Origin of the sequence: Sphingobium agri (assembly GCF_023051225.1) — a bacterium.
Classification (GTDB): domain Bacteria; phylum Pseudomonadota; class Alphaproteobacteria; order Sphingomonadales; family Sphingomonadaceae; genus Sphingobium; species Sphingobium agri.
This window is the reverse complement of the sequence record NZ_JALKHS010000003.1, coordinates 1-22,768: the sequence shown is the minus strand read 5'-3', so window position 1 is coordinate 22,768 and position 22,768 is coordinate 1. Positions and strand designations below refer to the sequence as shown.

The 22,768-nt window shown below is 61.4% G+C and carries 23 protein-coding genes; 5 read left to right on the top strand and 18 right to left on the bottom strand.

The window, feature by feature from the left end; all coding sequences use genetic code 11:
* Nucleotides 1–13: 13 nt before the first annotated feature.
* The 8 genes from MU848_RS00750 to MU848_RS00715 form a co-directional block, all read right to left on the bottom strand.
* The gene (locus MU848_RS00750) at nucleotides 14–787 is read right to left on the bottom strand and encodes an SDR family NAD(P)-dependent oxidoreductase (protein ID WP_247229560.1); all 774 of its coding nucleotides are present in this window, start codon (nucleotides 785–787) and stop codon (nucleotides 14–16) included.
* A 106-nt stretch (nucleotides 788–893) separates the two neighbouring features.
* The gene (locus MU848_RS00745) at nucleotides 894–1,343 is read right to left on the bottom strand and encodes a nuclear transport factor 2 family protein (RefSeq protein ID WP_247229558.1); all 450 of its coding nucleotides are present in this window, start codon (nucleotides 1,341–1,343) and stop codon (nucleotides 894–896) included.
* A 99-nt stretch (nucleotides 1,344–1,442) separates the two neighbouring features.
* Nucleotides 1,443–3,110, bottom strand: coding sequence for an FAD-dependent oxidoreductase (locus MU848_RS00740; RefSeq protein WP_247229556.1), 1,668 nt, complete (start codon nucleotides 3,108–3,110; stop codon nucleotides 1,443–1,445).
* Between the two features lie 4 nt (nucleotides 3,111–3,114).
* Nucleotides 3,115–4,158, bottom strand: coding sequence for a zinc-dependent alcohol dehydrogenase (locus MU848_RS00735; RefSeq protein ID WP_247229554.1), 1,044 nt, complete (start codon nucleotides 4,156–4,158; stop codon nucleotides 3,115–3,117).
* Between the two features lie 8 nt (nucleotides 4,159–4,166).
* Complete coding sequence (locus MU848_RS00730; protein ID WP_247229552.1) at nucleotides 4,167–4,955, bottom strand: SDR family oxidoreductase; 789 nt, start codon at nucleotides 4,953–4,955, stop codon at nucleotides 4,167–4,169.
* 2 nt (nucleotides 4,956–4,957) lie between these two features.
* Entirely contained in the window at nucleotides 4,958–6,244 is a 1,287-nt protein-coding gene (locus MU848_RS00725) for an MFS transporter (RefSeq protein ID WP_247229550.1), read from the bottom strand.
* On the bottom strand, nucleotides 6,244–6,771 hold the full coding sequence (locus MU848_RS00720; protein ID WP_247229548.1) for an SRPBCC domain-containing protein: 528 nt from the start codon (nucleotides 6,769–6,771) through the stop codon (nucleotides 6,244–6,246). Before MU848_RS00720 ends, MU848_RS00725 begins: the two co-directional genes overlap by 1 nt.
* Nucleotides 6,768–7,538 (bottom strand): SDR family NAD(P)-dependent oxidoreductase, encoded by a 771-nt coding sequence (locus tag MU848_RS00715; RefSeq protein WP_247229546.1) that lies wholly within the window; start codon nucleotides 7,536–7,538, stop codon nucleotides 6,768–6,770. Before MU848_RS00715 ends, MU848_RS00720 begins: the two co-directional genes overlap by 4 nt.
* Before the next feature lie 244 nt (nucleotides 7,539–7,782).
* On the opposite strand from MU848_RS00715, the gene MU848_RS00710 reads away from it, so the two are divergent.
* Nucleotides 7,783–8,529, top strand: a complete 747-nt coding sequence (locus tag MU848_RS00710) for an SDR family NAD(P)-dependent oxidoreductase (protein ID WP_247229544.1) — start codon at nucleotides 7,783–7,785, stop codon at nucleotides 8,527–8,529.
* 11 nt (nucleotides 8,530–8,540) lie between these two features.
* On the opposite strand, the gene MU848_RS00705 is transcribed toward MU848_RS00710, so the two are convergent.
* The 5 genes from MU848_RS00705 to MU848_RS00685 all read right to left on the bottom strand — a co-directional run bounded on the left by MU848_RS00705 (nucleotide 8,541) and on the right by MU848_RS00685 (nucleotide 13,081).
* Nucleotides 8,541–9,098: a dihydrofolate reductase family protein gene (locus MU848_RS00705; protein WP_247229542.1), complete on the bottom strand. Its 558-nt coding sequence runs from the start codon at nucleotides 9,096–9,098 to the stop codon at nucleotides 8,541–8,543.
* Nucleotides 9,099–9,235: 137 nt separating this feature from the next.
* Nucleotides 9,236–10,057, bottom strand: coding sequence for a class I SAM-dependent methyltransferase (locus tag MU848_RS00700; RefSeq protein ID WP_247229540.1), 822 nt, complete (start codon nucleotides 10,055–10,057; stop codon nucleotides 9,236–9,238).
* Between the two features lie 106 nt (nucleotides 10,058–10,163).
* Nucleotides 10,164–11,399 carry a hydrolase gene (locus MU848_RS00695; protein ID WP_247229538.1) on the bottom strand — a complete coding sequence of 412 codons (1,236 nt, stop codon included), beginning with the start codon at nucleotides 11,397–11,399 and terminating at the stop codon, nucleotides 10,164–10,166.
* 106 nt (nucleotides 11,400–11,505) lie between these two features.
* Nucleotides 11,506–12,525 carry a 2-oxoadipate dioxygenase/decarboxylase family protein gene (locus MU848_RS00690; protein WP_247229537.1) on the bottom strand — a complete coding sequence of 340 codons (1,020 nt, stop codon included), beginning with the start codon at nucleotides 12,523–12,525 and terminating at the stop codon, nucleotides 11,506–11,508.
* 88 nt (nucleotides 12,526–12,613) lie between these two features.
* Nucleotides 12,614–13,081 (bottom strand): Lrp/AsnC family transcriptional regulator, encoded by a 468-nt coding sequence (locus MU848_RS00685; protein WP_097093409.1) that lies wholly within the window; start codon nucleotides 13,079–13,081, stop codon nucleotides 12,614–12,616.
* A gap of 215 nt (nucleotides 13,082–13,296) precedes the next feature.
* Here MU848_RS00685 and hppD point away from each other — a divergent pair, with 215 nt between their 5' ends.
* Genes hppD through MU848_RS00670 form a run of 3 tightly spaced genes read left to right on the top strand, consistent with a single transcriptional unit; the run spans nucleotide 13,297 to nucleotide 15,958 of the window.
* Nucleotides 13,297–14,388, top strand: coding sequence for a 4-hydroxyphenylpyruvate dioxygenase (gene hppD / locus MU848_RS00680; RefSeq protein ID WP_247229535.1), 1,092 nt, complete (start codon nucleotides 13,297–13,299; stop codon nucleotides 14,386–14,388).
* On the top strand, nucleotides 14,385–14,927 hold the full coding sequence (locus MU848_RS00675; protein ID WP_247229533.1) for a VOC family protein: 543 nt from the start codon (nucleotides 14,385–14,387) through the stop codon (nucleotides 14,925–14,927). Before hppD ends, MU848_RS00675 begins: the two co-directional genes overlap by 4 nt.
* Nucleotides 14,924–15,958, top strand: a complete 1,035-nt coding sequence (locus tag MU848_RS00670; protein ID WP_247229531.1) for a fumarylacetoacetate hydrolase family protein — start codon at nucleotides 14,924–14,926, stop codon at nucleotides 15,956–15,958. Before MU848_RS00675 ends, MU848_RS00670 begins: the two co-directional genes overlap by 4 nt.
* 211 nt (nucleotides 15,959–16,169) lie before the next feature.
* Here MU848_RS00670 and MU848_RS00665 read toward each other — a convergent pair whose 3' ends face one another.
* Nucleotides 16,170–17,774, bottom strand: a complete 1,605-nt coding sequence (locus MU848_RS00665; protein WP_247229529.1) for a DUF5597 domain-containing protein — start codon at nucleotides 17,772–17,774, stop codon at nucleotides 16,170–16,172.
* A 139-nt stretch (nucleotides 17,775–17,913) separates the two neighbouring features.
* Nucleotides 17,914–19,002 carry a Rieske 2Fe-2S domain-containing protein gene (locus MU848_RS00660; RefSeq protein ID WP_247229527.1) on the bottom strand — a complete coding sequence of 363 codons (1,089 nt, stop codon included), beginning with the start codon at nucleotides 19,000–19,002 and terminating at the stop codon, nucleotides 17,914–17,916.
* Nucleotides 19,003–19,302: 300 nt separating this feature from the next.
* On the opposite strand from MU848_RS00660, the gene MU848_RS00655 reads away from it, so the two are divergent.
* Nucleotides 19,303–20,013 carry a 3-keto-disaccharide hydrolase gene (locus MU848_RS00655; protein ID WP_236575224.1) on the top strand — a complete coding sequence of 237 codons (711 nt, stop codon included), beginning with the start codon at nucleotides 19,303–19,305 and terminating at the stop codon, nucleotides 20,011–20,013.
* A 93-nt stretch (nucleotides 20,014–20,106) separates the two neighbouring features.
* Here MU848_RS00655 and MU848_RS00650 read toward each other — a convergent pair whose 3' ends face one another.
* The 3 genes from MU848_RS00650 to MU848_RS00640 form a co-directional block, all read right to left on the bottom strand.
* The gene (locus MU848_RS00650; protein ID WP_247229525.1) at nucleotides 20,107–21,357 is read right to left on the bottom strand and encodes a serine hydrolase domain-containing protein; all 1,251 of its coding nucleotides are present in this window, start codon (nucleotides 21,355–21,357) and stop codon (nucleotides 20,107–20,109) included.
* A 186-nt stretch (nucleotides 21,358–21,543) separates the two neighbouring features.
* Nucleotides 21,544–22,143 carry a hypothetical protein gene (locus tag MU848_RS00645; RefSeq protein ID WP_247229523.1) on the bottom strand — a complete coding sequence of 200 codons (600 nt, stop codon included), beginning with the start codon at nucleotides 22,141–22,143 and terminating at the stop codon, nucleotides 21,544–21,546.
* Between the two features lie 322 nt (nucleotides 22,144–22,465).
* Nucleotides 22,466–22,768, bottom strand: a 303-nt coding sequence (locus MU848_RS00640) for an NAD(P)(+) transhydrogenase (Re/Si-specific) subunit beta (protein WP_247229521.1), incomplete at its 5' end; no start/stop codon positions are given.

The following is a 22,768-nucleotide window of genomic DNA, read 5'->3' as shown; positions in this document are numbered from 1 at the left end:
CTCTCCTGCCGCGTCAGATGCCGTAGCCGCCCGAGACGTTAATCTGCTGTCCCGTCACATAAGCGGCACGATTGGACGCCAGGAATACGGCAGCGTGGCCGATCTCCTCGGGCTGGCCCCAGCGTTTGAGCGCCAGGCCCTTCTGCACCTCGGCGACCCATTGGGTATCGAAGACGCCCTGGCGGGTGAGTTCCAGGAACATGCCCGCTTCGATCACGCCCACGAGCACGCTGTTGGCGCGGATGTTGTTGCGACCTTCTTCCTTGGCGATGCCGCGCACCAGCGACTCATTGCTCGCCTTCGGCGCGACGGACAGACCATCCTTTTCCGGCCAGTGCATATGGCCAGCGGACCCAAGCGTTACGAAGGAGCCGCCGCCACGCGCGCGGAAATGCGGCAGCGCAGCCTGCACGGCGTTGAAGAAACCATGCACCTCGGTATCAATGGCCCGGCGCCATTGTTCATGCGTCATATCGCCTATCATCACCTGATCGACGAGAGGCCCGGCGGCCCAGACAATGGTATGGACCCGGCCGTGCGCGGCTACAGCTGCCTCGAACAAGGCCTCTACCTGTGCCTGATCGCGCACGTCGCCGCGATGGACCGAAACCTTGCACCCCATTGCTTCAATTTGACTGGCAAGCGATTGCGCAGCATCCGCCTTGCTGTGGTAGCCGATCGCGACGTCAGCCCCAGCTTCCGCGAAACTCTGCGCAACGCTGCGGCCAATGCCGCCGCTACCGCCAAACACAAGGGCAGCGCCCTCCGGAAATATTGCCTTTTCCATGATCCACTCTCTTTCTTTATTCCTCTGTCCGCCACCAGGCAGTCGGGACGCGCGGGGTGTAATGCAGGACATCATCTTGCGTTCGGCCCGGATACGTCGAAATCGATTAGACCCGGCGCTGTGCTCCGCCGTCCTCGCTCCAGGACGCTCCTTCGCCCAATATTTGGGCGACGACGCGTGGGTTTACATATTCCCGCCAACGGGTGATCCGCCCGCCAGCAAAATCGAAAACGCTGATGTAGCGATTGGAATATGGGGCGCCGGTAGGGATATACCGGCTGTGCGAGCTGTATTCGGCGATCAGCTGGTCATCTCCAACCAGGTCATGGATGATTTCTATGCGATAGGCATAGTCGTCAAAGTCGCGCCAGCTCGCTTGCATGGCTTCCAGGAACCAGCGTGCGCCGCGATGCTCCACTGGGAAGCCATCCATGACGGGAAATGGCCATTCAAACAGGATATCCTCGGCCAGGCAGCGTTCGACTTCATCAAAGTCCTTTCGGCCCAGCGCCGTCAACATTGTTACGAACAGATCGCGATTTGCGCTGCTGGTCATTCACCCTCTCCTTTTTTCGATGTAGCAAAGAGGCGGACAGGCTAATTGATCAATTCAAGGGAAGCCGATGGACAAAGGCCGCAGCAAAGCAGAAGCCCGCTAGTTCGCACCCGTGGCATGCCGCGCGGCGATGTAGCCAAAGGTCATGGCTGGCCCAATCGTTGACCCGGCACCCGGGTAGGAGCGCCCGGTCACCGACGCCGCACTGTTGCCGACGGCATAAAGGCCCTCGATCGGCGACCCCATGTCATCCACGACCCGGCCGTTCCCATCCGTCGCAAGCCCACCATTGGTGCCGATGTCCCCCGCATTGACGGGCAAAGCATAAAAGGGCGCCTTTTCCAGCGGCAACAAGTTAGGATTGGGGCTCACCTTCGGATCGCCATAGTAGCGGTCATAGGGTTGCTGACCGCGGCTGAAATCCGGGTCTTCTCCACGGCTGGCATGATGGTTGAAGCGGGCAACGCTTTTCTCCAGCACGTCCGGGCTGACCCCGATCTGCACAGCGAGTTTCCTTATGCTGCTCGCCTTGCGCAATATGCGCCGTACAGCCTTTGGATGCATCCAGCTGGGGATCATCGGCATCAACGGTCCCATCGGGTAGCGCCATTTGAACCGTGCATCCAAAATCACCCAGGCCTGCCCTCCGCCCGCATCGCGCATGGCTTCGCCTGCCTTGTGGTATGAAGCTGCTTCGTTGAGGAAGCGGCGGCCCTTGGCATCGACAATGAGGGATCCGGGCAGCGAGCGCTCGAAGAAGAGAGGTCGGGCGCGATCCTCGCCGGGAACCTTGATCGTCGGTGCCCACCAAGCCGAATCCATCCGCCGCGTGGCTCCGCCTACAGCTTGGGCGGCACGGATCGCATCGCCTGTGTTGCCGTTCTGGCTGCCGGACCATTCCGGATTGGCCGATCCGGTCAGGTAGCGCCGCCGCATGTCCGTATCACGTTCAAAGCCGCCCGCCGCCAATATGACAGCTTGCCGCGCGGCGATCCGGCGGGTTCCTGCTGGCGTTTGCACCACCGCACCTTGTACACGGCCATTCCGCTCAATCAGGGAGATGAGCGCGTGACGATAGCGTATCTCCACCTGACGATCATCCAGCGAGAGCTTCAGCCGCGCAAGCAGGGCATTGCCGGAAGTCAGAAACCGGCTGCGCGTGGAGCGGAGGCGCTGTCCGACATCGGAATAATGCCGCCAAAGCGCGCGGCTCAGCATTTTTTGCCAACCGGGCATGCGCGTTATCATCGGTGCTGCTTCTGCCGCCGTCCAGCTGATCCGGCCGAACAGCATGCCCGCAGGATGGGTCGGACGCAGCCGCGCAAGATCCGCGCCCAGTCGCCGCCCGTCTATGGGCTGAGGGTCATGGCTGCGCCAGCCCATCTTTCCGCCCGGCAGTTCGGCATGATAGTCGGTGTAGGGAATAGAGGCGTAGCGGACCTCCGTCCGCTCCTGCATATAGGCCAGCATGCGCGGGGCGTTTTCGACAAAGGCGCTGATGCGCTCCGGCTCGGCATCGTCGCCTGCCAATGCCGTTATGTAGCTTGCGGCTTCTTCCGGGCTGTCATCGGCGCCTGCGGCCTTGGCAAGATGGCTGGCAGGAATCCAGATTACGCCACCCGACGTGGCAGAGGTCCCGCCAAATTGATCGCCCTTCTCTATGAGCGCCACCTTCGCGCGATTGTCTGCGGCGACAATGGCAGCGGTCAGCGCCGCAGCCCCCGAACCCACGATCAGGACGTCCACTTCCTCGTCGAACGCTTCCACCTCGTCAGTTCCTTTCCATCGTCAGCATCACCTTTATGGCTTCCGGCGCACATTGAGCGGCGAAGGCCTGGGGGGCTTGCGAGATCGGGAAACGGTGGGAAATGAGAGACGCACGATCGACCTTGCGCTCAGCCATATAGGCCAAGGCTTCGACCAGCTCCTCGGCCGCATAGCCGTTCGATCCCATAATCGTCGGCTGCTTCTGTATCATCGGACCAAAGTCGATCGTCATCCTATCCTCATAGGCGCCAAAGCAAACGATCCTTCCTCCGTCCAAGTCTATGAGGCGCAGAGCGGTTTCCAGCGGCGGAGGACCGGGCATATGCTTGATGTAGCCCGCGCAATCGATCACCGCGCCGATCCGTGCGGACTTGCCCTGATAGCCTTCTTCCGTGCCGGTGATTGCCGCCACCTGATCGAAGACGTCCCCGTCGCGGGCGTTGACCACGGCAGTCGCGCCCTGCGCCAGAGCGGCCTCCAGTCGTGCCTGATGAACGTCGACCGCGATGACTTGCCCAGCCTCTATCCCGCGCGCCCGAATGGCCTGGATGACGCTCAGCCCGATGATGCCGACACCGAAGATGACCACATGCTCGCCTGGCTTGATCGCGGCCTTGCGCACCATCTGGAGGCCGTCGGCCAATTGTTCGGTGGTAGCCGCCTCAATCATGTCCACGCCTTCTGGCATGCGCACCAGCTGAAATGGGTTGACGGGCACAGCCACATAATCGGCCATGCCGCCGCCCAGACCCGTTACGCCGACCACGCGCTCACCGACTGACCATCCCACCACGCCTTCGCCGATGGCGGCTATCGTCCCCGCGAATTCGTGGCCGGGGACATGATAGCCCTCTGGCGTCGCGCGGACGAGTTGATCGCGGTAGCTGCCGTTGCGGAACATGTGCAGATCGGACCCGCAAATGCCGCAGGCTTCGACAGCAACGATCACCTCTCCAGCTGCAGGCACGGGACGCGTCGCATCGCTGCGCGCGGCGATCTGCCCCGGATCGATGAAGTCCGCGACGCGCATGGTGGATAGTTCCAACATCCCCTCCTTCAACCCGGCATGAATTCGCCGCCGTTGATGTCGAGGCTGGCGCCCGTCACCACGGAGCAATAGTCAGACAGCAGCATGATAATCGGCCGCGCGCATTCACGATCGGTCGGCATTCGGCCAAGGGCGATGCCCCGCTCCTGCTCCGCCTTCAGTTCAGCGACGCTCCGGCCACTTTCCTTTGCCATGTAATCGAGCGCCTGTTCGACCGAATGACCCCACATCCAACCCATGAAGGTGGAGTTGACGCGGATGTTCCAGCGCCCGACCTCCGTCGCCATCTGCACCGTCGCCATGACGAGCGCCGCTTTGGACGTAGCGTAAGCGGCCTGCTGCACCCAGGGCTTGCGCGTCACCTGCGTGTTCACATTGACAATGGCGCCTCCGCCCGTCTGGCGCATTTGCCGAATGACGGATTGGCAGAGCCCAACGGTGCCAAACAGATTTACGTCGAACGTCCGCCGCCATTCGTCGAGGTCAGCATCGACAACATCGGTAAATGCACCTGGGATATAGGCACTGTTGATAAGGCCATCGATACGGCCAAAGCGCTCCACCGTCGCGTCGACCAGTCTCTCCACATCTTCCCGCTTCGAAATGTCGGTAGGAACTTTCAGGACTTGCACATCATGTCCGGCTTCCCGGATCATGGCTTCCGCTGCGTCCAGCTTCGAGGGCGTACGCGCGGCCAGCACGACATGGGCCCCTTCGGCAGCCGCCAGCGACGAGAGTTCCTGTCCCAGGCCAGGCCCAATGCCTGACACGATGACGACCTTGTCCTTCAATATCACGTTTATCTCTCCATATTCGGCAGTTGTGCAGCGCCGCGGGCCTGCAGGATCAGGAAAATGATGGCGGCGAGAGCGAAGCCCGCGATCTGGAGCGCGATCGGCGTCCAGTAGCTGTGCGTCGCATCGAAAAGCGCGCTCGCGAGCGGGGCGGCGCCGAAGGTGAAGGGAACGGTGAACATCGTCACCATGCCCATCACTTGCGCGAAGTTGCGTGGTCCGAACAATCTGGTGAGCAACACCCCCTGGGCCGCGGCGATGCCGCCGCCGCATGCCCCGACGACCACCGCGTCCAGGACCAGCAGCCAATAGGGCGCGGGCTGAAGGAAGATGAACCACACCAATCCCTGCACCACACTGTTCGCGGCCAATGCTCTGCCCGGACCAGATCTGTCGGCCAGCCAGCCAAAGGCCATTGCTCCCACGATACCGGTGCCCCCGGACAGGGCGAAGAGGAAGGAGGCTTCCTCCAGGCTCCAACCCTGCCCCATGATGAGCGGCACCATATGCGCCGCTTTCAGCACGCCGCCGCCCACTACGATGCCGACTGCCAGCGTGACGAGCCACAGTGCTGGGCGGGCGAGCAGTGTTCGCCAGGGAAGCAGCTGCTGTATTTCTGCGCGCGCGATCCCATCGGCGTGGCCAAGGGGCTGCTGACCGATCTGTTCGGGACGGTCGATCACGAACGGCATAAGTGGCAGGACAAGCAGATGGGCAAGGCCTACGCCCACCAATACGGCGGTCAGTCCATAATGATGGAGACCCCAGGCACTGATCATCGGCACCAGCATGACGAACACCGGCATGGTCACGAAGCCCAAGGCCCGTCCCTGCTGCAGCACGAACCAATTGCTCGCCAAGATGTTGGACGGAATAACGCCCAGCAGCAGAAAGCCGGGGGAGATCAACAGCGCAAAGATGCCGAGGAACTGGCCAATGCTGCCTGCGAGAGGGAGCAGACAATAGCCCGTCGCTCCCAGCAGCGCGCCTGTGGTCAGGACCCGCCGGATCGATGTCCGCGCGATCAACGGGCTGATCAGGGGGGCGCTGAGCGAATAGATGAGGATGACCAGCGAGATACCAAGCGCGGACAATGTGCGGGTCGTCGCGAACCGCTCTTCGATGGCCAGGACCAGCGTTCCAAAGGAGCCGAAGGTCAGACCCACCGCTACATTCTGCGTGACCGCCGCGATGGCCACCATGCGCCAGCCCAGGAAGCCCCGCGCAGTATTTCGGTCCTCGCCTCCTGATGAAACGCACATTGCTGGCCTGCTCGCAAGCCGCCCGGACATCAGCGCCCTATCCTTTCGGCGTGCAGGGCTTCAGCTCGGGCCTTCAACGCATGGGCGGTGTCGTCGAACGCCCGTTTTACCCAGGGTCCGCAAAAGCGCATGACATGGACGCCGTTTTCACCAAGGAATGCGTCGGTCGACCAATAGCGGCAGTGGCCGTTGGCCATCGGATCGATGAACTGGTCGCGACGGGCGGCATAGGGCCAATTCTCATGCCAGCGCGCTTCCCAGGCGAGCCTCCGCTCTGGTTGGAGCTCGCATATATATTCGCATCCCTGGAGCAACGCTCCGGGATTGGGATAATTGACGAGGCTCATATAGACTGGCGCGCCCATTTCGAGCGTGGACGTGGCCTTGACGCAAAAGGGATTCCAATCGCCGTACCGATCGAGGTCGGTGAGGACTTCCCACACCAGAGCGGGCGATGCCTCGATCACCACCACTTCGGAAGTGACGACATTGGCAGGGTCGTAGCTGATTTTGGCGTCCATGGCGGCTTTCGGCACGATCTGGTTTCTCCGCTTCACTGGTTTTCGAGCGCAGGGGGAAAGGCGGACAACAGCGCTGCATCGACAAGCTGCGCCTGGCCGTTCAGAGCGGCCGCAGCAGGACTGAGCAGGAACAGCGCGACTTCCGCGACCATCTGTGGCGTGAGATTGCCGCGATAGGGCGGCGTGCCCAATTGATCCGGCGCAACGATGCTGTGCTGCTGCTCCGCTCCGGTCATCGGCGTCTCCACCCCGCCCGGGCAAATCGCATTGACCCTGAGACCACGGCTGGCAAATTCGCGTGCTGCAGAGCGCACCAGGCCAACAACGCCATGCTTGGCAGTGCTATAACCCGCCGCATCCGAAAAGCCGGTGAGCGCGGCAGCCGAGGCGGTCACCACCACTGCACCCCCAGGGCGCAGACGTCGTTGCGCCTGCCGCAGGCCAAGATAGGGCCCGCGCAGATTGATGGCGATCATCCGGTCGAATTCTTCGACGGGCATCTGGTCGAACGGGCCATAGCGCTGGATCACGCCAGCATTGAGGAAGGCCATGTCGAGCCCGTCGAGCGCGGCTTCGGCTTGGGTGAAGAATTGCTCGTTGTCCGCCTCCCGGCTGACATCGCCAGCTATCGCAAGGGCGGTGCCTCCGTGCGCTTCGATCACGCTCGCGACCCGCTCCGCATCCTGCATGCGGATGTCGACCACGGCGACCTTGCAGCCTTCCGCAGCCAAGCGCATCGCAGCAGAAGCGCCTATCCCGGAGCCTCCTCCGGTCACAACTGCGGACTTCCCCACGAAGCTCATCCTGCTCTCTCCATCACCCCGGTCCTTCGCCGGTTTTTCGCAGCATGGCGTAGCTGAGACTCCCCCGCCTCGTCGAAATGGAGGGGGTCGCGCAACGAGCGCTTTTCCCGGCGCCTAATTGATTTGGAGGTGGAGGGCGGTCGGCTTTTGAACCAGCCACATGAAGGCTGGAAGCAGGCCATTCTCGGGCCGATCAAACTAGGCCCGGGCGGACGGACAAAGATAAGGATTTCAAGGAGAGAAAATGCGCTATCGCGACAAGCTGGTCATCGTCACCGGCGCTGCATCAGGGATCGGCAGGGCGACCGCGCAGCGGCTGGCTGCGGAGGGCGCGCAGCTCGTGCTGGGCGACATCAATGAGGCGGGCGCTCGGTCCTTGGCGGACTCTCTGGATACGCAGTTCACGCCGCTAGTGATCGGCTTCGATGCTGGTGATCCCGCCTCCTGTCGCACTTTCATCGCCACTGCCGCCGAAAAGGCGGGACGGATCGACATGCTTTGCAACGTCGCCGGGATCATGGATTGGGGGCCGCTGCCGATGTTCAGCGAAGAGCGATGGGAAAGAATGATGCGGGTCAACCTCTCCAGCATCTTCTACCTGTGCCAATCGGCGATGCCGCATCTGGTCGCCACGAAAGGCAACATCGTCAATATCAGCTCGGCAGCCGGATTGGTGGGGATCGCCTACACCACCGCCTATTGCGCGGCAAAGCATGGGGTCATCGGTCTGACCAAGTCGCTGGCTATCGAATATGCGAGCGCGGGCGTGCGCGTGAATGCGATCTGCCCCACCGGCGTGAGGACACCCATGACCACCGGCATCCTCCCCGAAGGCGTCGATATATCGCTCCTGATGCGCAACGCTTCAAAGATGGGTGATTTGATCGAGGCCGACGAAGTCGCCGGTGCCATCGCCTATCTGGGCTCGGCGGACGCCCGCACCGTCAGCGGCATAGCGCTGCCGGTGGATGGTGCCCAGACCGCAGGCTGAAGACGAGGAGGTCAGCTTGCACGCCGGTAATGCGCGGCGACCACGCCGTTGCTTAGCGGGCTTGCCGAAATCAGCTCGAGCCGTCGCGTGCTGGCCAGCCCGCTTTCATAGAGGGTAGGCCCGTCGCCAGCGATCCGTGGGTGGACTAGGAACCTATATTCGTCGATCAGACCCAGCCGGTCCAGCTCAGCCGCGAGCTTAGCACTGCCTAGCAACACGCCGCCCGGCGTTGCGTCCTTCAGCCTCTGCACGCCCGCCCGCAGGTCGCCAGCGACGTGGTGACTGTTGGTCCATGGGAAGACATTTCGCGTCGATGACACGACATGTTTCGGCTTGGCTTCGAGCTTGACGGCCCAGTCGCGCACCGCTGGCGGCGCGTCTGTGTCGCCGCGCGCAACCGATGGCCAGTAGCTCTCCATCATCTCATATGTGACGCGCCCCCAAAGCATCGCCCCGCTCTGGTCCATAAGGCGGGTGAAGAAAGCGTGCGTTTCGTCGTCTGCGATGCCTGCCTGGTGATCGATGCAGCCGTCCAGCGTGACGTTGATGCTGAAAGTGAGAGATCCCATGGAGCCACTCTAGGCCGATTATGCGGAAGACTGTATTATTCGGTTCCGTCAGCTAGCAAGTGCTGCACGCGCCCTTGGCGTGCACAGATCCATGCCGCTCAAGATCATGATCGTGGACAGGCACAGCAGCCAATATCCTATGGGGCGGGCTTCCGGAATTTCAGTGTCATGCGGTCGCTTTCGCCGATCGCTAGATATTTCGCCTTGTCCACATCGCCGTTGGCGAAAGTGGGCGGAAGGGTCCAAACCCCCTTGGGCCAATCAGCCTTGTCCTTGAAGTTACCGTTGATCTCCGAAGCTGCGACATATTCGAAGCCAGCGGCCTCGGCCAAGCGGCGAATGGTCGAGACCTTGAGATAGCCGCTTTGCTTCTCGAGCGCGCTGTCCCGGTCTTCAGGCAGGCGGTGATCGACGATACCCAGCGTCCCACCAGGCTTGAGAAGATCGTAAAAGGCCTTGAAGGTCGCTGCCTCCGTGCCCGCCATCACCAAATTATGTACGTTACGGAACGTAAGCAGCGTATCGACGCTGCCCGCAGGGATCATGGCGGTCTGGTCAGGGTAAGAAATCAGCTTTACTTTGTCATAGACGGCCGGCTTGGCCGCGAGAAACTTGCGATAGTTCTCAAAATATCGGCCCGACGGCTGGAGCGCGTATAACGTGCCCTTATCGCGCAGCAGAGGGGCGAGGATTTCGGTGTACCAGCCGCCGCCCGGGCTGAATTCCACCACCGTCTGAGTTGGCTCAACATCAAAAAAGGCGAGCGTTTCTGCGGGATGGCGATATTTATCGCGAACCGTGTTGGCGGCGGTCCGGCTGGGCGCTGCGACGGCGGCTGCGATAGCGTCACCCTGTTGTGTTTTCCCGTGCTCAGCGTGATGAGTATGCTGTGCCGCTAGTGGCAAGGCGGGTACAGCAAGGGCAGTCAGCAGCAGACCGGCGCGCGCAAGACGGTTCATCCGTGATCCTCTCTTCTTCGGCGATAACCCTGATCTGCGCTTGATACTCGTGAATAGCAAGCGCACGGAGCGCTGACCCGCTTCTGCTCCGCTCAGGAGTAGGAGCTCAGGCAAGGCGGGGCATGCCCTCCCTGGCCAGGGTGCAGAGCAGCAATGCGGTCAGCGCCGCCCGCTCGCCTAGGCTCGGCACGATCAGATACTCGTCGGGCGAGTGGATCGATCCGCCCCGCACGCCCATCGTGTCCACCACAGGCACGCCGCACGCCGCGATATTATTGCCGTCGCACACGCCGCCCGTGTCGCGCCAGCCGATTTGCTGTGACAGCTTGCGCCCACAATCGCTGACGAGGTTGAGCAGCGCGAGCGCTTGGCGGTCGAGCGTCTTTGGCGGCCGCCCGAAATCACCATGGAGGTGGATCGCGACCTCCCGCGCCTGCGCTACCGACGCAAGGATCGCCTGCATCGCGGTTTCGGCCATCTTCTGCCGATCGGCCGACGCGGGCCGCATGTTCACGCGCAATATGGCATGGTCGGGCACGACATTGTTGGGGCCGCCGCCATCGATCCGCGCCGGGTTGGCGGACAGCCCTTCGCCCGCCAGCTGTTCCAGCCGCAGGGCGATGTCGGCGGCGGCCAGCACCGCGTTGCGGCCGTCCCGGGGATTGCGCCCCGCATGCGCGCTGCGTCCGGTGACGATGATCGAGAAATTGCCGCTCCCGGGTCGCGCGCCCGCCAGCGTGCCATCGGGCAGTGCCGACGGTTCATAGGTGAAGGCGGCCTGCTTTCCCCGCGCCGCTTCCCGCAGCAACGGCGCGGAGCCGGGCGAACCGATTTCCTCGTCACTGTTCAACACGACCTGATAGCCGATGCGCGGGTGGAGTGGCGAAGCTTCAAACGCGCGTAGAGCCGCCAGCATCACCGCGATCCCGCCCTTCATGTCGGCGACGCCAGGACCGTTCAGCAGATCGCCGTCCCTGCGGCAGTGCTGAAAGCTGCTCTCTGCCGGAAACACCGTGTCCATATGGCCAGTGAACAACAGTTGCAGCGGTGCATCGGGACGCACGGTGAGCAGGATGTTGTCGCCCAGATCAAGGGCGTCTTCCCGACCATCCAGCGCGATCGACGTTACCTCTGCCGCAGGGCGCAGTTGCATGTCGCCCGGCAGCACGGAAAAGGCGTCCGTCAGTAGCGACGCCATCGTCGCCAGCCCTGCCAGGTTCCGCGATCCGCTGTTGACTGCGGACCATTGCAGCAGTTGATCCAGCATCGGCGCGGCGCTGGCAGCCTCCACTACCGCCCGGTCGAGGCCGATATCGGCGCTGAAAATATGCTCGTCTGTCATGTCAGGCCTGGAACCGCCAGTTGTTCTGACAGACTAGCCTCGAAACGGGCGAAGGAATAGGCGCAATGGTCAGCAGCGCGCACTCATGATGAGGGCGCCGCCGCGATCATTGCTTGGTCATGTGGAAAATGCCGGTCGCATTGCCGCTGTCGAACGACAGGTCGAGCCTCCCGGTTGCGGGGTCCACGTCCCGGCTGATGAATTCATAGAAGGAGCCGGGCACCTTCATCTGGCACATGTCACCCTGATCATTGACGAATTCCCGTTCCACCATGTCAGCTCTGAAAGCGGTCTGGCGGACGCGGCCATTGCGGGAAAATTCCACCTTGTCCTTCATCGGCCGACCCAGCGCTTTCAACTCCTGCGCCAGCGCGACGACGTCAGCCACCCGGTCGGTGGCGTGATTGAAGGCATTGCCCTCCGTCGCTATCCACGCCGCCTCGGCCGATGCGCTGCGCAGCGCCTCATAATCGGCGACCGTGCAGGGTGCATGATGTCGTCCGAAAGCAGCGACCAGCGTCGGCAGCACGGCCTGCGCGACATCGAAGGGAATGGTTCGACCCGCCGCGAACTGATCCAGCGCGGCCAGAGCATCTTCGTCCAGCGCGTCTTGCGAGCTGCCAAATACGCGATCCGCGACCGCGGCGAACGCCTCGTCGAACTGGTCCACATGCAATTCGCTGACGAAGAATTGCGGGATGCTTTCCGGAAAATCCCGATGACGATAGGCGCGGCCGGTCATGCGCAGCGCCGGAAGCGGGTAGGTCGCTACATCCTCATAGCCCAACGGTTCCAGGATGCGCCGGAACGCCAATTCGCCGCGGGGCAGAGCGCCCGTATCCTTATCGACGAGGGCGATGGTGCGGATTGCGCCATGATCGAAGCACAGGCGGCGGCCGCTAGCGATGGCGTCCGCGACATAGCTGGCAGCGCTCGGCACCCTTTCCAGCAATCCAGCGAACAGCAGCATGTTCATGGCGGCTGCCATTTGCGCGCGCGTAACGCCGGGCATGTCCTGATGTCCGGCCGGCAGCATAGGCGTCAGCATGGCGGCGATCCGGCCGCCATCCTCCTCACCCAGGATCGCGGTCACCAGCTTCAGCGCGCCTTCATTTTCGGTACTCATCCTGTAATCCTGTCATCAGCCAAGGCCGGATGCCGAAGATCGCAATAGCTTCATGTCTATAATCGATAATCGAGTATGATGGCATGGGTCAGATCGGCACGGCCGTCGTATATTTCACCTGCGACAAGGCGAAGTGGGACGACCCGGTCGCTACGGTGGGATGGCGCAGGACGGTGCGCATCAGGAAGTGATTATATTCTTCCACATCCGCGACCAATATCCGTAGCAGATAGTCCCAGTCGCCCGACATGGAATAGCATTCGATGATCTCGTCACGCGATGCGATGAAAGTCTCGAATGCCTCGGTCGTTTCTGCTTGATGGTTCTTGATCTTGATATGGCACAGCACGTTGAGGCTGCGCCCCAGCCGCGCCGGGTCAACGAGGCGGATTTGACGGCCCAGCACGCCGTCCGCCTCCAACGCCCTTATCCGCCTCCAGCATGAGGCGGTAGACGCGCCGACGCGCTCAGCAAGTTCGGCATGACTGATCGATGCGTCACGCTGCAATTCGTGCAGCAGCTTGCGATCGATCGCGTCAATGGGACGGATAGGCATCAGGCAGAGGCTTCCTTGTTTTGACAGGAGCGAATCGCAGCCGCTCAGAGTCGATCAGCTCGGCGCAATCTTTGATGCATTTCCATCCATCACGCCAGCTTTGTGATGGGACCTCATCTCATATCACCCTGATTTTCCATCAAATGAAACATAATTTCGACCGTATATGCTAGGATTTCATCAACGTCGGCTCCATCGATTCAGGAAGTTTACGCATGATTGATCTCGACAATCCCCTCGGGCTCGACGGCTTTGAGTTTGTGGAGTTCAGCGCTCCGGAAAAGGGCCTGCTGGAACCTGTTTTCACCGCCATGGGCTTCACCATGATTGCGCGTCACAGATCGAAGGATGTGCAGCTATGGCGGCAAGGCGGCATCAACCTGATCGCCAATTATGAACCGCGCAGCCCGGCCGCTTACTTCGCCGCTGAACATGGCCCGTCCGCCTGCGGCATGGGCTGGCGCGTGAAGGACGCAGCCAAGGCCTATGCCATGGCGATCGAGCGCGGCGCGGAGCCGGTGGAGGTGCGCACCGGACCCATGGAATTGCGGCTGCCCGCCGTGCGCGGCATCGGCGGGTCGATCATCTACCTCATCGACCGTTATGAGGGCGAGGATGGCGCGCTATCTATCTACGACATCGACTTCGTCTATGAACCAGGCGTGGAGCGGCATCCTGTCGGCGCTGGGTTCAGGATCATCGATCACCTGACGCACAATGTCTATGGCGGGCGTATGGCGCACTGGGCGAGCTTCTACGAGCGTGTCTTCGGTTTCCGCGAAATCCGCTATTTCGACATCAAGGGCGAATATACCGGCCTCACCAGCAAGGCGATGACCGCGCCAGACGGCAAAATTCGCATCCCCCTCAATGAAGAGGGCAAGACCGGCGGCGGCCAGATCGAGGAATTCCTGCGCGCCTATAATGGCGAGGGCATTCAGCATATCGCGTTGTTGTGCGACGACCTTGTTGCCGCCTGGGATCGGCTGAAGGCGATGGGCACGCCGTTGATGGCCGCTCCGCCCGCCACCTATTATGAGATGCTGGATGAGCGGCTGCCCGGCCATGGCGAGCCGGTGGAGCAGTTGCAGGCGCGCGGCATCCTGCTCGACGGGTCGACGCAGGAGGGGGACCCGCGTCTCCTCCTCCAGATCTTCGCTCAGCCCACGATCGGCCCCGTGTTCTTCGAATTCATCCAGCGCAAGAAGGATGAGGGCTTTGGCGAAGGTAATTTCACCGCCTTGTTCGAAAGCATGGAACGTGATCAGATGCGGCGGGGCGCGTTGAACGTGGAGCAACCGGCATGACCGTCCCACACCTCAAACGCATTCACCATGTCGCCTATCGCTGCATCGACGCGAAGGAGACGGTCGATTGGTATGCCCGCATGCTGGGCATGACCTTCACCACCGCCTTTGCAGAGGACAAGGTGCCTTCGACCGGCGAGGACGATCCCTATATGCACGTCTTCCTCGACTGCGGCGGCGGCAATGTCCTCGCTTTTTTCGAGCTGCCGAACCAGCCTGCCATGGGCCGCGACGCCAGCACGCCCGCCTGGGTCCAGCACATCGCCTTCGAAGTGGAGGATGAGGCCGCGCTGCTCGCCGCGAAAGCGCACCTCGAGGCGCAGGGCGTCGATGTGCTCGGTCCCACCTGGCATGGGGTTTTCAAGTCGATCTACTTTTTCGATCCTAATGGCCATCGCATCGAACTGGCGGCCAATATCGGCACGGCTGAACAATATGCGGAGTTGAAGCGCGTCGCGCCGCTGATGCTCGAGGAATGGAGCCGTACAAAGCGCGCGCCCCGCCACGCGCAATGGCTGCATGAGGAGCCCAAGGCATGAAGCTCGCCAGTCTGAAAGGAGGCCGAGACGGACGCCTTGTCGTCGTATCCCGCGATCTGTCCTCCTATGCCGATGCGCAGGCGATCGCTCCAACCCTGCAGGCGGCGCTGGACGATTGGGCGGCGGTCGCGCCCCGGCTGGAAGCACTTGCGCGCGACCTTGAAAGCGGCGCGGTGCCCGGCCTACCCTTCAACGAGGTGGAGGCGGCCGCTCCCCTGCCCCGCGCCTATCAATGGGCGGACGGATCAGCCTATGTGAACCATGTCGCACTGGTGCGGCAGGCGCGAGGTGCACAACTGCCCGACAGCTTCTGGCATGATCCGCTGGTGTATCAGGGAGGGTCGGACAGTTTTCTGGGGTGCCGCGATCCTATACCGCTCGCCGATGAGTCATGGGGCTGCGATATGGAGGCGGAGATCGTCGTGGTCACCGATGACGTGCCACAGGGCGTCAGCCCGGAGGATGCGCGCGGCCTCATCCGGCTCGTCGGCCTGGTGAACGACATATCGCTGCGCAACCTCATTCCAGGCGAGTTGGCGAAGGGCTTCGGCTTTTACCAGTCGAAGCCCGCCAGCACATTGTCACCGGTCTTCGTGACGCCCGATACATTGGGCGCGCAGTGGCGCGACGGCAAGCTGCACGGCACGCTGAAGGTCGATCTGAACGGCCAGCCCTTTGGCCGGGCCGATGCCGGAGTCGATATGACGTTCGATTTCGGCATGCTGATCGCCCATCTGGCGAAGACTCGGTCGCTCGCCGCCGGGACGATCGTCGGGTCGGGCACCGTGTCCAACCGTGACGCGGACGGCGGCCCCGGACGGCCCGCAGCCGATGGCGGCCTTGGCTATAGCTGCATCGCCGAAGCGCGCATGGTCCAGACGATCCTTCAGGGGGAGCCGCATACGCCTTTCCTGCGACGGGGCGACCGGGTGAGCATCTGGATGGAGGATGAAGCGGGCGCACCAGTCTTCGGCGTGATCGACCAGACAGTTACGCAACCGGAGACCGCCGCTTCTGGCAATCAGCGCTGAAATAGCGGGGATCTACCCGCTCGTCTCCGCGCTGGCGTGCCCATAGCAGCCGCATGGCTGCTTACCCTTAGAGTAATCGTTCGCCCTGGCTCGGCGCTACTATGGCCACTGACGTGCAGGAATGTGGAATTAATTTGCACTGCACTCGGACGGGTCGAAATTGCTGACGACAGCAGTTCCGACCACGCTCAATTCATCGAGGGTAAGGCCCTCAATATGTTGAGAGCCTTACCCGAAGCAGAGCCGGCTGTTCGTTGAAATTGAACCCGTAGGACGTCTGGTCGCCATTCCAGCGACGTGATGCCTTCCACTGGCCGTTCACGAACGTCCCCTCCTCAGCGCTCAAAATTTGACCGTTCAGAGCCGCGTCGGTCGGGGTGAACTGAAAACGGCTATATTGCCCGGCAACGAGGAACTCGTCTGGCCCCAATTGCGCGACGACCCCACCACCTACAGCTTCCTTTGCCCAAGCGGGCGACTCCATGCCGGGCCAGGCGGGGATATCGAAGTTGTTGCGGCCATAGATAGCGGTGATTTTCCACCGGCCCATCGACGTGGATTCTTCACTCTCGCTGCCTTTTGAGCTTCCCCAGGTCGGGTGCTTTCCAGCGATCGCTGCCCATTCGCTCGCGATCGGCTTGAACAGCCGGTAGGGAGCGGCGAACGCTTCGATCGTTGCGGCATCCAACTTGCGGGCACCGAGGGGATAGTTGGAATAGTTGGTGGCATCCATACCGAACGGGGCCCAGCCGATGGCTCCCCTGCCCAGGGCTGCCCAGAAAAACCGCGCGCTCGACGCAGCATTGCTCGTTTCGGGGACGAACAAGGCGTTGTCCGGTCGCGTGTAGCGGTCAAGCAATCCAAGGTAGGTCTTTTCAATCGGCAGATACAGGTCGGGACCTATCAGGTCCAGCGCCGGCGCGATCGTCTTCCAGATCGGCAAGACATTCCAGTTGGGCCCGCCGCTACCGACCTGTGCGGCCATCATGGTGCTCGTCGCGTCGAACACAGCAGCGTTGGTGTACATTGGCAGATTCTTCTCTGCCTTCCCCGCAGCGGCGACCTCTTGCACATAACGCGCATATGTCCAGGCGGCGAATGCCTGATCCGCTTCCTTGCCAAAGGCTTGGGCCCATGTCCCGGCAGGCTTGCCGGAGGCGCGCAAGACCGCTTCTGGAACCGCTTGGTTGAAAAGCTTCTCGGCAGCAGGCGAATAATCACGGGCAACGCCATGCGTCCCCACCTCATTTTGAACCTGCACCATGATCACCGTGTGCTTGGGATCCGATTGCTTCAGATGCCGCATCAGCATCGTGAATGCCTTCCGATCGACAGCAAGGCTCGCTTCGCCCAAAGGAGACAGCGTCTTCGTAGGACGGCCATCGCGCCGCATCAGGCGCGGGAAACGGGTCGTGTCATTCTTCACCCACTCAGGGGTGTAGGTGGATTCGCCATTTTTCCAGCTGCCGAACCACAGCAGGACAACCCGCATGTCGTTCTGGCGCGCCTGTGCCAGCAAGGTATCGACCCAGCTATAGTCGAATTTCCCTTCAACCGGTTCGAACTGCTCCCATGCTACGGGTATTTCGATCGTATTCGCGCTCAGCGCCTTCATGACGGGCCAGACCTGCGGAAGAACCGCGGGGTAGTTGCTTGAATTGTGAACCTGAGCGCCCAGCATGAGGTAGGGCTTGTCATCGACCAGGAACGTATGCCGTCCACCTTCACTCTGAAGCCGCGGTACATCCGAAGCCAAAGCGGTCCCGGGGAGCACCAATCCACAGAGCAACCCGAGCAAAAGATGATGGCGGACCATAGGATTCCCCTTTGAGACTTGGCTGCGCCCCCTGTTCAGGGCGCGACATGAACGACCGCCGTCGCTATATCCCGCCGACACCAAAGAAGTAAACACATTCGTTGCATTTATTTGACTCAGATACGGCTTTTTGAGCTGGTCAGGCCGCTTCGCCGCCTTTCAATGTGGAGCTTTGATCCAGCGTGACGACCGTCCCGTTAACGCGGGACTGAATGTTGGCCACTTTGTCGCGCTCATTGTAGAACTGCTTGTACCAGTTGCGGAGCCGCCCATAAGGACCATCTGCGGGCACGGTGAGCAGATGTATGCTAGAACGCTTGTTGGCCCATATTTCCACGTCCTGGACTAGGCCGTCTCTCAACTGGTCCTGATATGTCGAAGCGACATGACGTTCCTCGTCGCTCAGCGGCCCTGAGCCATCGCTCATCCGTACCATCGTCGCGTGCCATACACGGGTGCGGCCATCCTCGATCGGCGTATGCGCGACCAGCATGAATACCGGTAGGTGGCTGTTCATGTCGGACTGAAGAATGCCCGGCCCGGTATACCATGTATCGAGTTGGCTCAGCGTCGGCGGAAGATTTCCCCAGCCCCGGTTCACCGCGGTAAAAAGCTGGTGAACGACATGACCGTCAAATCTGTTCGCGAAGTAGATGCAGCGCTCGGCTCCATGGATGGGCGACATATGCCCCAGGTCCGCCATGTTATCGACAATCTCACAGCCGTGGATGTCAATGTCGCCCAGATGATCGATCTTCCAGTTCACCCACCCTGCCTGATCATAATGGCCGCCGAAGTCCGGCAGAGCATAGTCCGGCTCCAGCCCTTCGGGATCATGCCACACCCACAATATTCCGGCCCGTTCCACCAGGTGATAAGTTTTGAGGCGCGCAGTTCCGGGAATGAAGTCGGAATAGGGAATATCATTGCACTTTCCATCGGAGCCATAGCGCCAGCCGTGGAAGGGGCAGCGGATGGATTCACCCTGGATTTGATCGCCATCTCGCATGATGTAACTGGTGGCGTTGTTGGCCAAATGAGCGCCCATGTGCGGGCAATAGGCCGAAACGAGGTAGGCCCTGCCACTCTCACCCCGGTAGAGGACGAGATCCTCGCCAAAATACCGCACCGGCACGGGCCGGTCCATCACCTGATCTGCGGCCCCTATCATGAACCACCCGCGCGGATATTGGAACGGGCCGAAGCCATAATCGCTGCTGCTCGCCATCTCTTCATCCTCTGATCACGCGGTCTTGATCGCCGCGATGCCCTTGACTTGATTAGCAGTTCCCCAAGCGGGTGGCGACCCCGAGCATCGCTTCCTGCCAACTGCCGGGCCTGATTTTGCAAGTTCACGCCTAACTGGATGCATCGGAGGCGTGGACAAGCGGATCGGCTTGCGCCGAGCAGCATTTTCCGCGACCACTCCTGTAAATTGCTGGCCGCACCTGAAGGGGACATCATGGAACACCGGACCGGACGTCGAACATTCATTGCAGGCGCTGGCGCCTTGGCGATATTCCCTTCCTTGACCTCTGCCGCGCAGCGGCCATTGCCGCCGGGACCAAAGACGATGCCTTTGATGCCTCGGCCGGCCAAGGGCGACGGGCCCGGCTTCACGCCGATTTTTGATGGCAAGAGTCTGTCGGGCTGGCGCGGTGATCCCACATATTGGCGCGTGGAGGACGGCATGATCGTGGGAGAGGTGACACCGGACACCCTCCTCCGCAGCAATACGTTTCTGATCTGGAACGGGGGTCAAGTCGAAGACTTCGAACTGAAGTTGGACTATCGGATCACGGCCCAGGGCAATAGCGGAGTCAATTACCGCAGCAAGGTCGTCAAAGACGAAACCACCCCCACCAACCGCTTTGCGCTGTCGGGCCTGCAGTTCGATATCGATGGCCAGAATCTTTTCACCGCCATGGTATATGAGGAGCGAGGACGGAGCTTTATCGCCCGACGCGGCCAATTTGCACGCACGACGACAGAGCCTTCACAAGTGGTCGGAGCGATTGGGGAGCCTGGATTCCTGAAGACGCTGATCAGACCGGACTGGAATGAAGTCCACATCATCGCCAAAGGCCCTGCCCTCTATCATCTCTTGAACGGACAACTAATGGCGGCGGCAATGGATGAATCGAAAGGCCGCCGCCGCAGTGGCGAGATCGGAATGCAAGTGCATGTAGGTCCACCGATGAAGGTGGAATATCGGAATATCCGGTTGAAACGGCTGTGATGCGGAAGTGCCTCGACTTCGTGCATTGGTCCTGATTAAAGAAATCGCAGACACCAGGCCTTGATAACATCATGCCCGGCTTAGCGGTCGCATTCAGCAATCAAGATCATGATGCAGTATCGCCCTCGGCCCAGCAGGCCAGAGCCCCAGGTCAGCATAGACCGCCGCGACAGGGTCTTCACGGAAGGTCAAATTGATCTCCGGCGGAAAATATTGGGTCATCAGGACGACATGCAGCCGGTGGATCGGATCGACCCACATTCCGGTGCCAGCAGCGCCTCCCCAGCCGTACAGCCCCGGCGGCGTGCGTGAGGCAGACAGGTTCACCTGCATAGCCGCGCCAAAGACGACATCCTGCATCACATTGCCGTAGAATTGGGCATTGATCCCGGTCGGCAACAGGTTGGACCGCGCTAAACGCACGGTTTCGGGTTTCAGCAGCCTTTTGCCACGATATTCACCCTCATTCGCGAGCATCGCGGTGAATCGCGCATAATCCTGGGCGGTCGAGACAAGCCCGCCACCGCCTGAAAGCAGCGCCGGACGGGCATAAGCGCTATCGGCTGGACCATCCACCAGGCGCCATGTCCCATCCTCACCGCGTTCGTGAAGGTTGACGAGCCGGTCGAGCTTATCGGAGGGTACGACGAAGCTGGTGTCCACCATCCCGAGCGGACCAAAGATGCGCTCCTGGAAAAAGGCATCAAGGCCACGGCCGGAAACGCGTTCGATAAGCGCTCCAAGCACGTCTATCGAGAGGCTGTATTCGAACATTTCGCCAGGATCGCGCGCCAACGGCAAGGTGCCGAGCAGTTCAACCATGTGCGCCAAATCGTGCGGATCTTCGCCACCGTCACGATGCGCGGAAATCCTGTCGCCGGGCAAAAGGCCCAGCTCCCGGTAACGCGCCGCAAGAGGTGAGAATTGTAGACCGTAGCTGAAGCCTGCACTATGGGTAAGCAGATCGCGCACCACCGGCTGCCGCTTGGCCGGACGCACGGCGTCGCCTTCTTCTGAAACGAGCACATCGAGCTTGGCAAGTTCCGGAAGCAATTCGCCTATGGGTTGATCGAGACCGATCACGCCCTCTTCGACGAGCATCATCGTGGCGATCCCGGTGATCGGCTTCGTCTGCGAATAGATGCGGTGCAAGCTGTCGGGCTGGACTGCCCGGCCGGTTCCGAACCCCGTTTCGCCGACGGAAATGAAGCAAGGGTCTTCATCGCCCACGGCAACCGCGAGCACTGCCCCTGCGACATCACCCTGACCTATATGGCGCTCGAACAGGCTCGTCACTTCGCGGAAGCTGGCCGGATCAAAGCGGCGTGATGATTCTTGGTTCACATCCAATTCCTTCATCCCGAGCAATTCGCCGGGTTTTGCACATTGTTCATCGCTGACATAACGGCGCTCAAGTACGGCCGAGCCACTTCCGGCAACTGATGATGCCGGAACATTTTCCAAAATATTGTCTGTCGTCAACATTATTGATCGACGAAACGGAATAATTTCGGACTGAGGTCAGCAGTTCTACAGGCCAAGTTCACCCTGGCGGGGTTGCGAGGGCGTCTGGATTGGCGCTGGGGCGAGGGACCGGGCCGAGAAGGGCGCGGCCGGAGCGACGAGGATGCGCGCGAGGCCGGTCAAGGTATAGACCGCCTGCCGTTGCGCCCCGCGATTATGATGGTCGACGCGATAGCCTTGATAATGACGGCGGAGTAGTCCTGCCGCCACCATTTCCGAGACTGCGCGGCTGAGATTGGTCTTGCCCGACGCGCGGACCCGCAGCTTCACTTCCTCTTCGACCACCTGGTCCGCAGCGTCTTGGTCAGTTGGCAGACGCTCCTGCCCGGCAAGTTCGGCCCGCACTCGTGCGGCGAGCGCGAGGCGGCGAGGATCGCGCCCGCCCATCGGCGTCAGCGCATCACACAACCAGTCGCGCAGCGGCTGCAGCCCGCCATCCTTCGCCACCAAGGGTCCCGCGCTGCCGTCAGGCCGGGCAACTTCGGCGATCAAGGTGAGCAGCATGAAAGCATAGCGCGGCCGCGTGCTCGCATGAGCGAGCCGGTCAAGCAGCGCCGACAAATCGCCGCTTCCGGATGATGGGGGCCTGATCGAACCGTGAAACATAACGGGGATGAATCAAGCACAGGTGGAGGCCAATGTGAATCCCTTGCGACAGGAATCGGTCGCTTTTGTCGCGCATGACACTTTGCCCGAAGGTAAAGTGTCATCGCTGGCACTTTAGGTCGCAAGATTTGGCCGCGCACGATGTTGGCCGGTTAGCGCCCGACGGGAGCGCATTTTCAACCGATGGAGCAGGGATGCTGCAAACCTTCCTTTCAAGAGCGACGCGCGATCTTTGCTTACTCTCGGTGGCATGATCTCGGACACGAAAAAGCCCGCTGCCTTTTAGAGTAGCGGGCTTTTCTCTTTTACCGGTGGGCGGGGCTCAGTGGAGGCCGCTGCCGCCGCCTGCCAGTTCCTTGGCGATGGAGCCGACCATGTCCTTGGCGTCGCCGAACAGCATCTGCGTGTTGCTGTTATAGTAGATCGGATTGTCGATCCCGGCAAAGCCCGCGTTCATCGAACGCTTGATCACGAACACCGACTTGGCCTTGTCCGCCTCGATGATCGGCATGCCCGCGATCGCGCTCTGGGGATCGTCGCGTGCCGAGGGGTTCACCGTGTCGTTCGCGCCGATGATCACCGCAACATCCGCCTGCGGCAGTTCCGGGTTGATGTCGTCCAGGTC

Bases quoted from the DNA above. Each gene is read 5' to 3' on its own strand.
- MU848_RS00750 (WP_247229560.1), bottom strand. From the start codon at position 787: ATGGAAAAGGCAATATTTCCGGAGGGCGCTGCCCTTGTGTTTGGCGGT.
- MU848_RS00745 (WP_247229558.1), bottom strand. From the start codon at position 1,343: ATGACCAGCAGCGCAAATCGCGATCTGTTCGTAACAATGTTGACGGCG.
- MU848_RS00735 (WP_247229554.1), bottom strand. From the start codon at position 4,158: ATGTTGGAACTATCCACCATGCGCGTCGCGGACTTCATCGATCCGGGG.
- MU848_RS00725 (WP_247229550.1), bottom strand. From the start codon at position 6,244: ATGTCCGGGCGGCTTGCGAGCAGGCCAGCAATGTGCGTTTCATCAGGA.
- MU848_RS00715 (WP_247229546.1), bottom strand. From the start codon at position 7,538: ATGAGCTTCGTGGGGAAGTCCGCAGTTGTGACCGGAGGAGGCTCCGGG.
- MU848_RS00710 (WP_247229544.1), top strand. From the start codon at position 7,783: ATGCGCTATCGCGACAAGCTGGTCATCGTCACCGGCGCTGCATCAGGG.
- MU848_RS00705 (WP_247229542.1), bottom strand. From the start codon at position 9,098: ATGGGATCTCTCACTTTCAGCATCAACGTCACGCTGGACGGCTGCATC.
- MU848_RS00700 (WP_247229540.1), bottom strand. From the start codon at position 10,057: ATGAACCGTCTTGCGCGCGCCGGTCTGCTGCTGACTGCCCTTGCTGTA.
- MU848_RS00695 (WP_247229538.1), bottom strand. From the start codon at position 11,399: ATGACAGACGAGCATATTTTCAGCGCCGATATCGGCCTCGACCGGGCG.
- MU848_RS00690 (WP_247229537.1), bottom strand. From the start codon at position 12,525: ATGAGTACCGAAAATGAAGGCGCGCTGAAGCTGGTGACCGCGATCCTG.
- MU848_RS00685 (WP_097093409.1), bottom strand. From the start codon at position 13,081: ATGCCTATCCGTCCCATTGACGCGATCGATCGCAAGCTGCTGCACGAA.
- hppD (WP_247229535.1), top strand. From the start codon at position 13,297: ATGATTGATCTCGACAATCCCCTCGGGCTCGACGGCTTTGAGTTTGTG.
- MU848_RS00675 (WP_247229533.1), top strand. From the start codon at position 14,385: ATGACCGTCCCACACCTCAAACGCATTCACCATGTCGCCTATCGCTGC.
- MU848_RS00670 (WP_247229531.1), top strand. From the start codon at position 14,924: ATGAAGCTCGCCAGTCTGAAAGGAGGCCGAGACGGACGCCTTGTCGTC.
- MU848_RS00665 (WP_247229529.1), bottom strand. From the start codon at position 17,774: ATGGTCCGCCATCATCTTTTGCTCGGGTTGCTCTGTGGATTGGTGCTC.
- MU848_RS00660 (WP_247229527.1), bottom strand. From the start codon at position 19,002: ATGGCGAGCAGCAGCGATTATGGCTTCGGCCCGTTCCAATATCCGCGC.
- MU848_RS00645 (WP_247229523.1), bottom strand. From the start codon at position 22,143: ATGTTTCACGGTTCGATCAGGCCCCCATCATCCGGAAGCGGCGATTTG.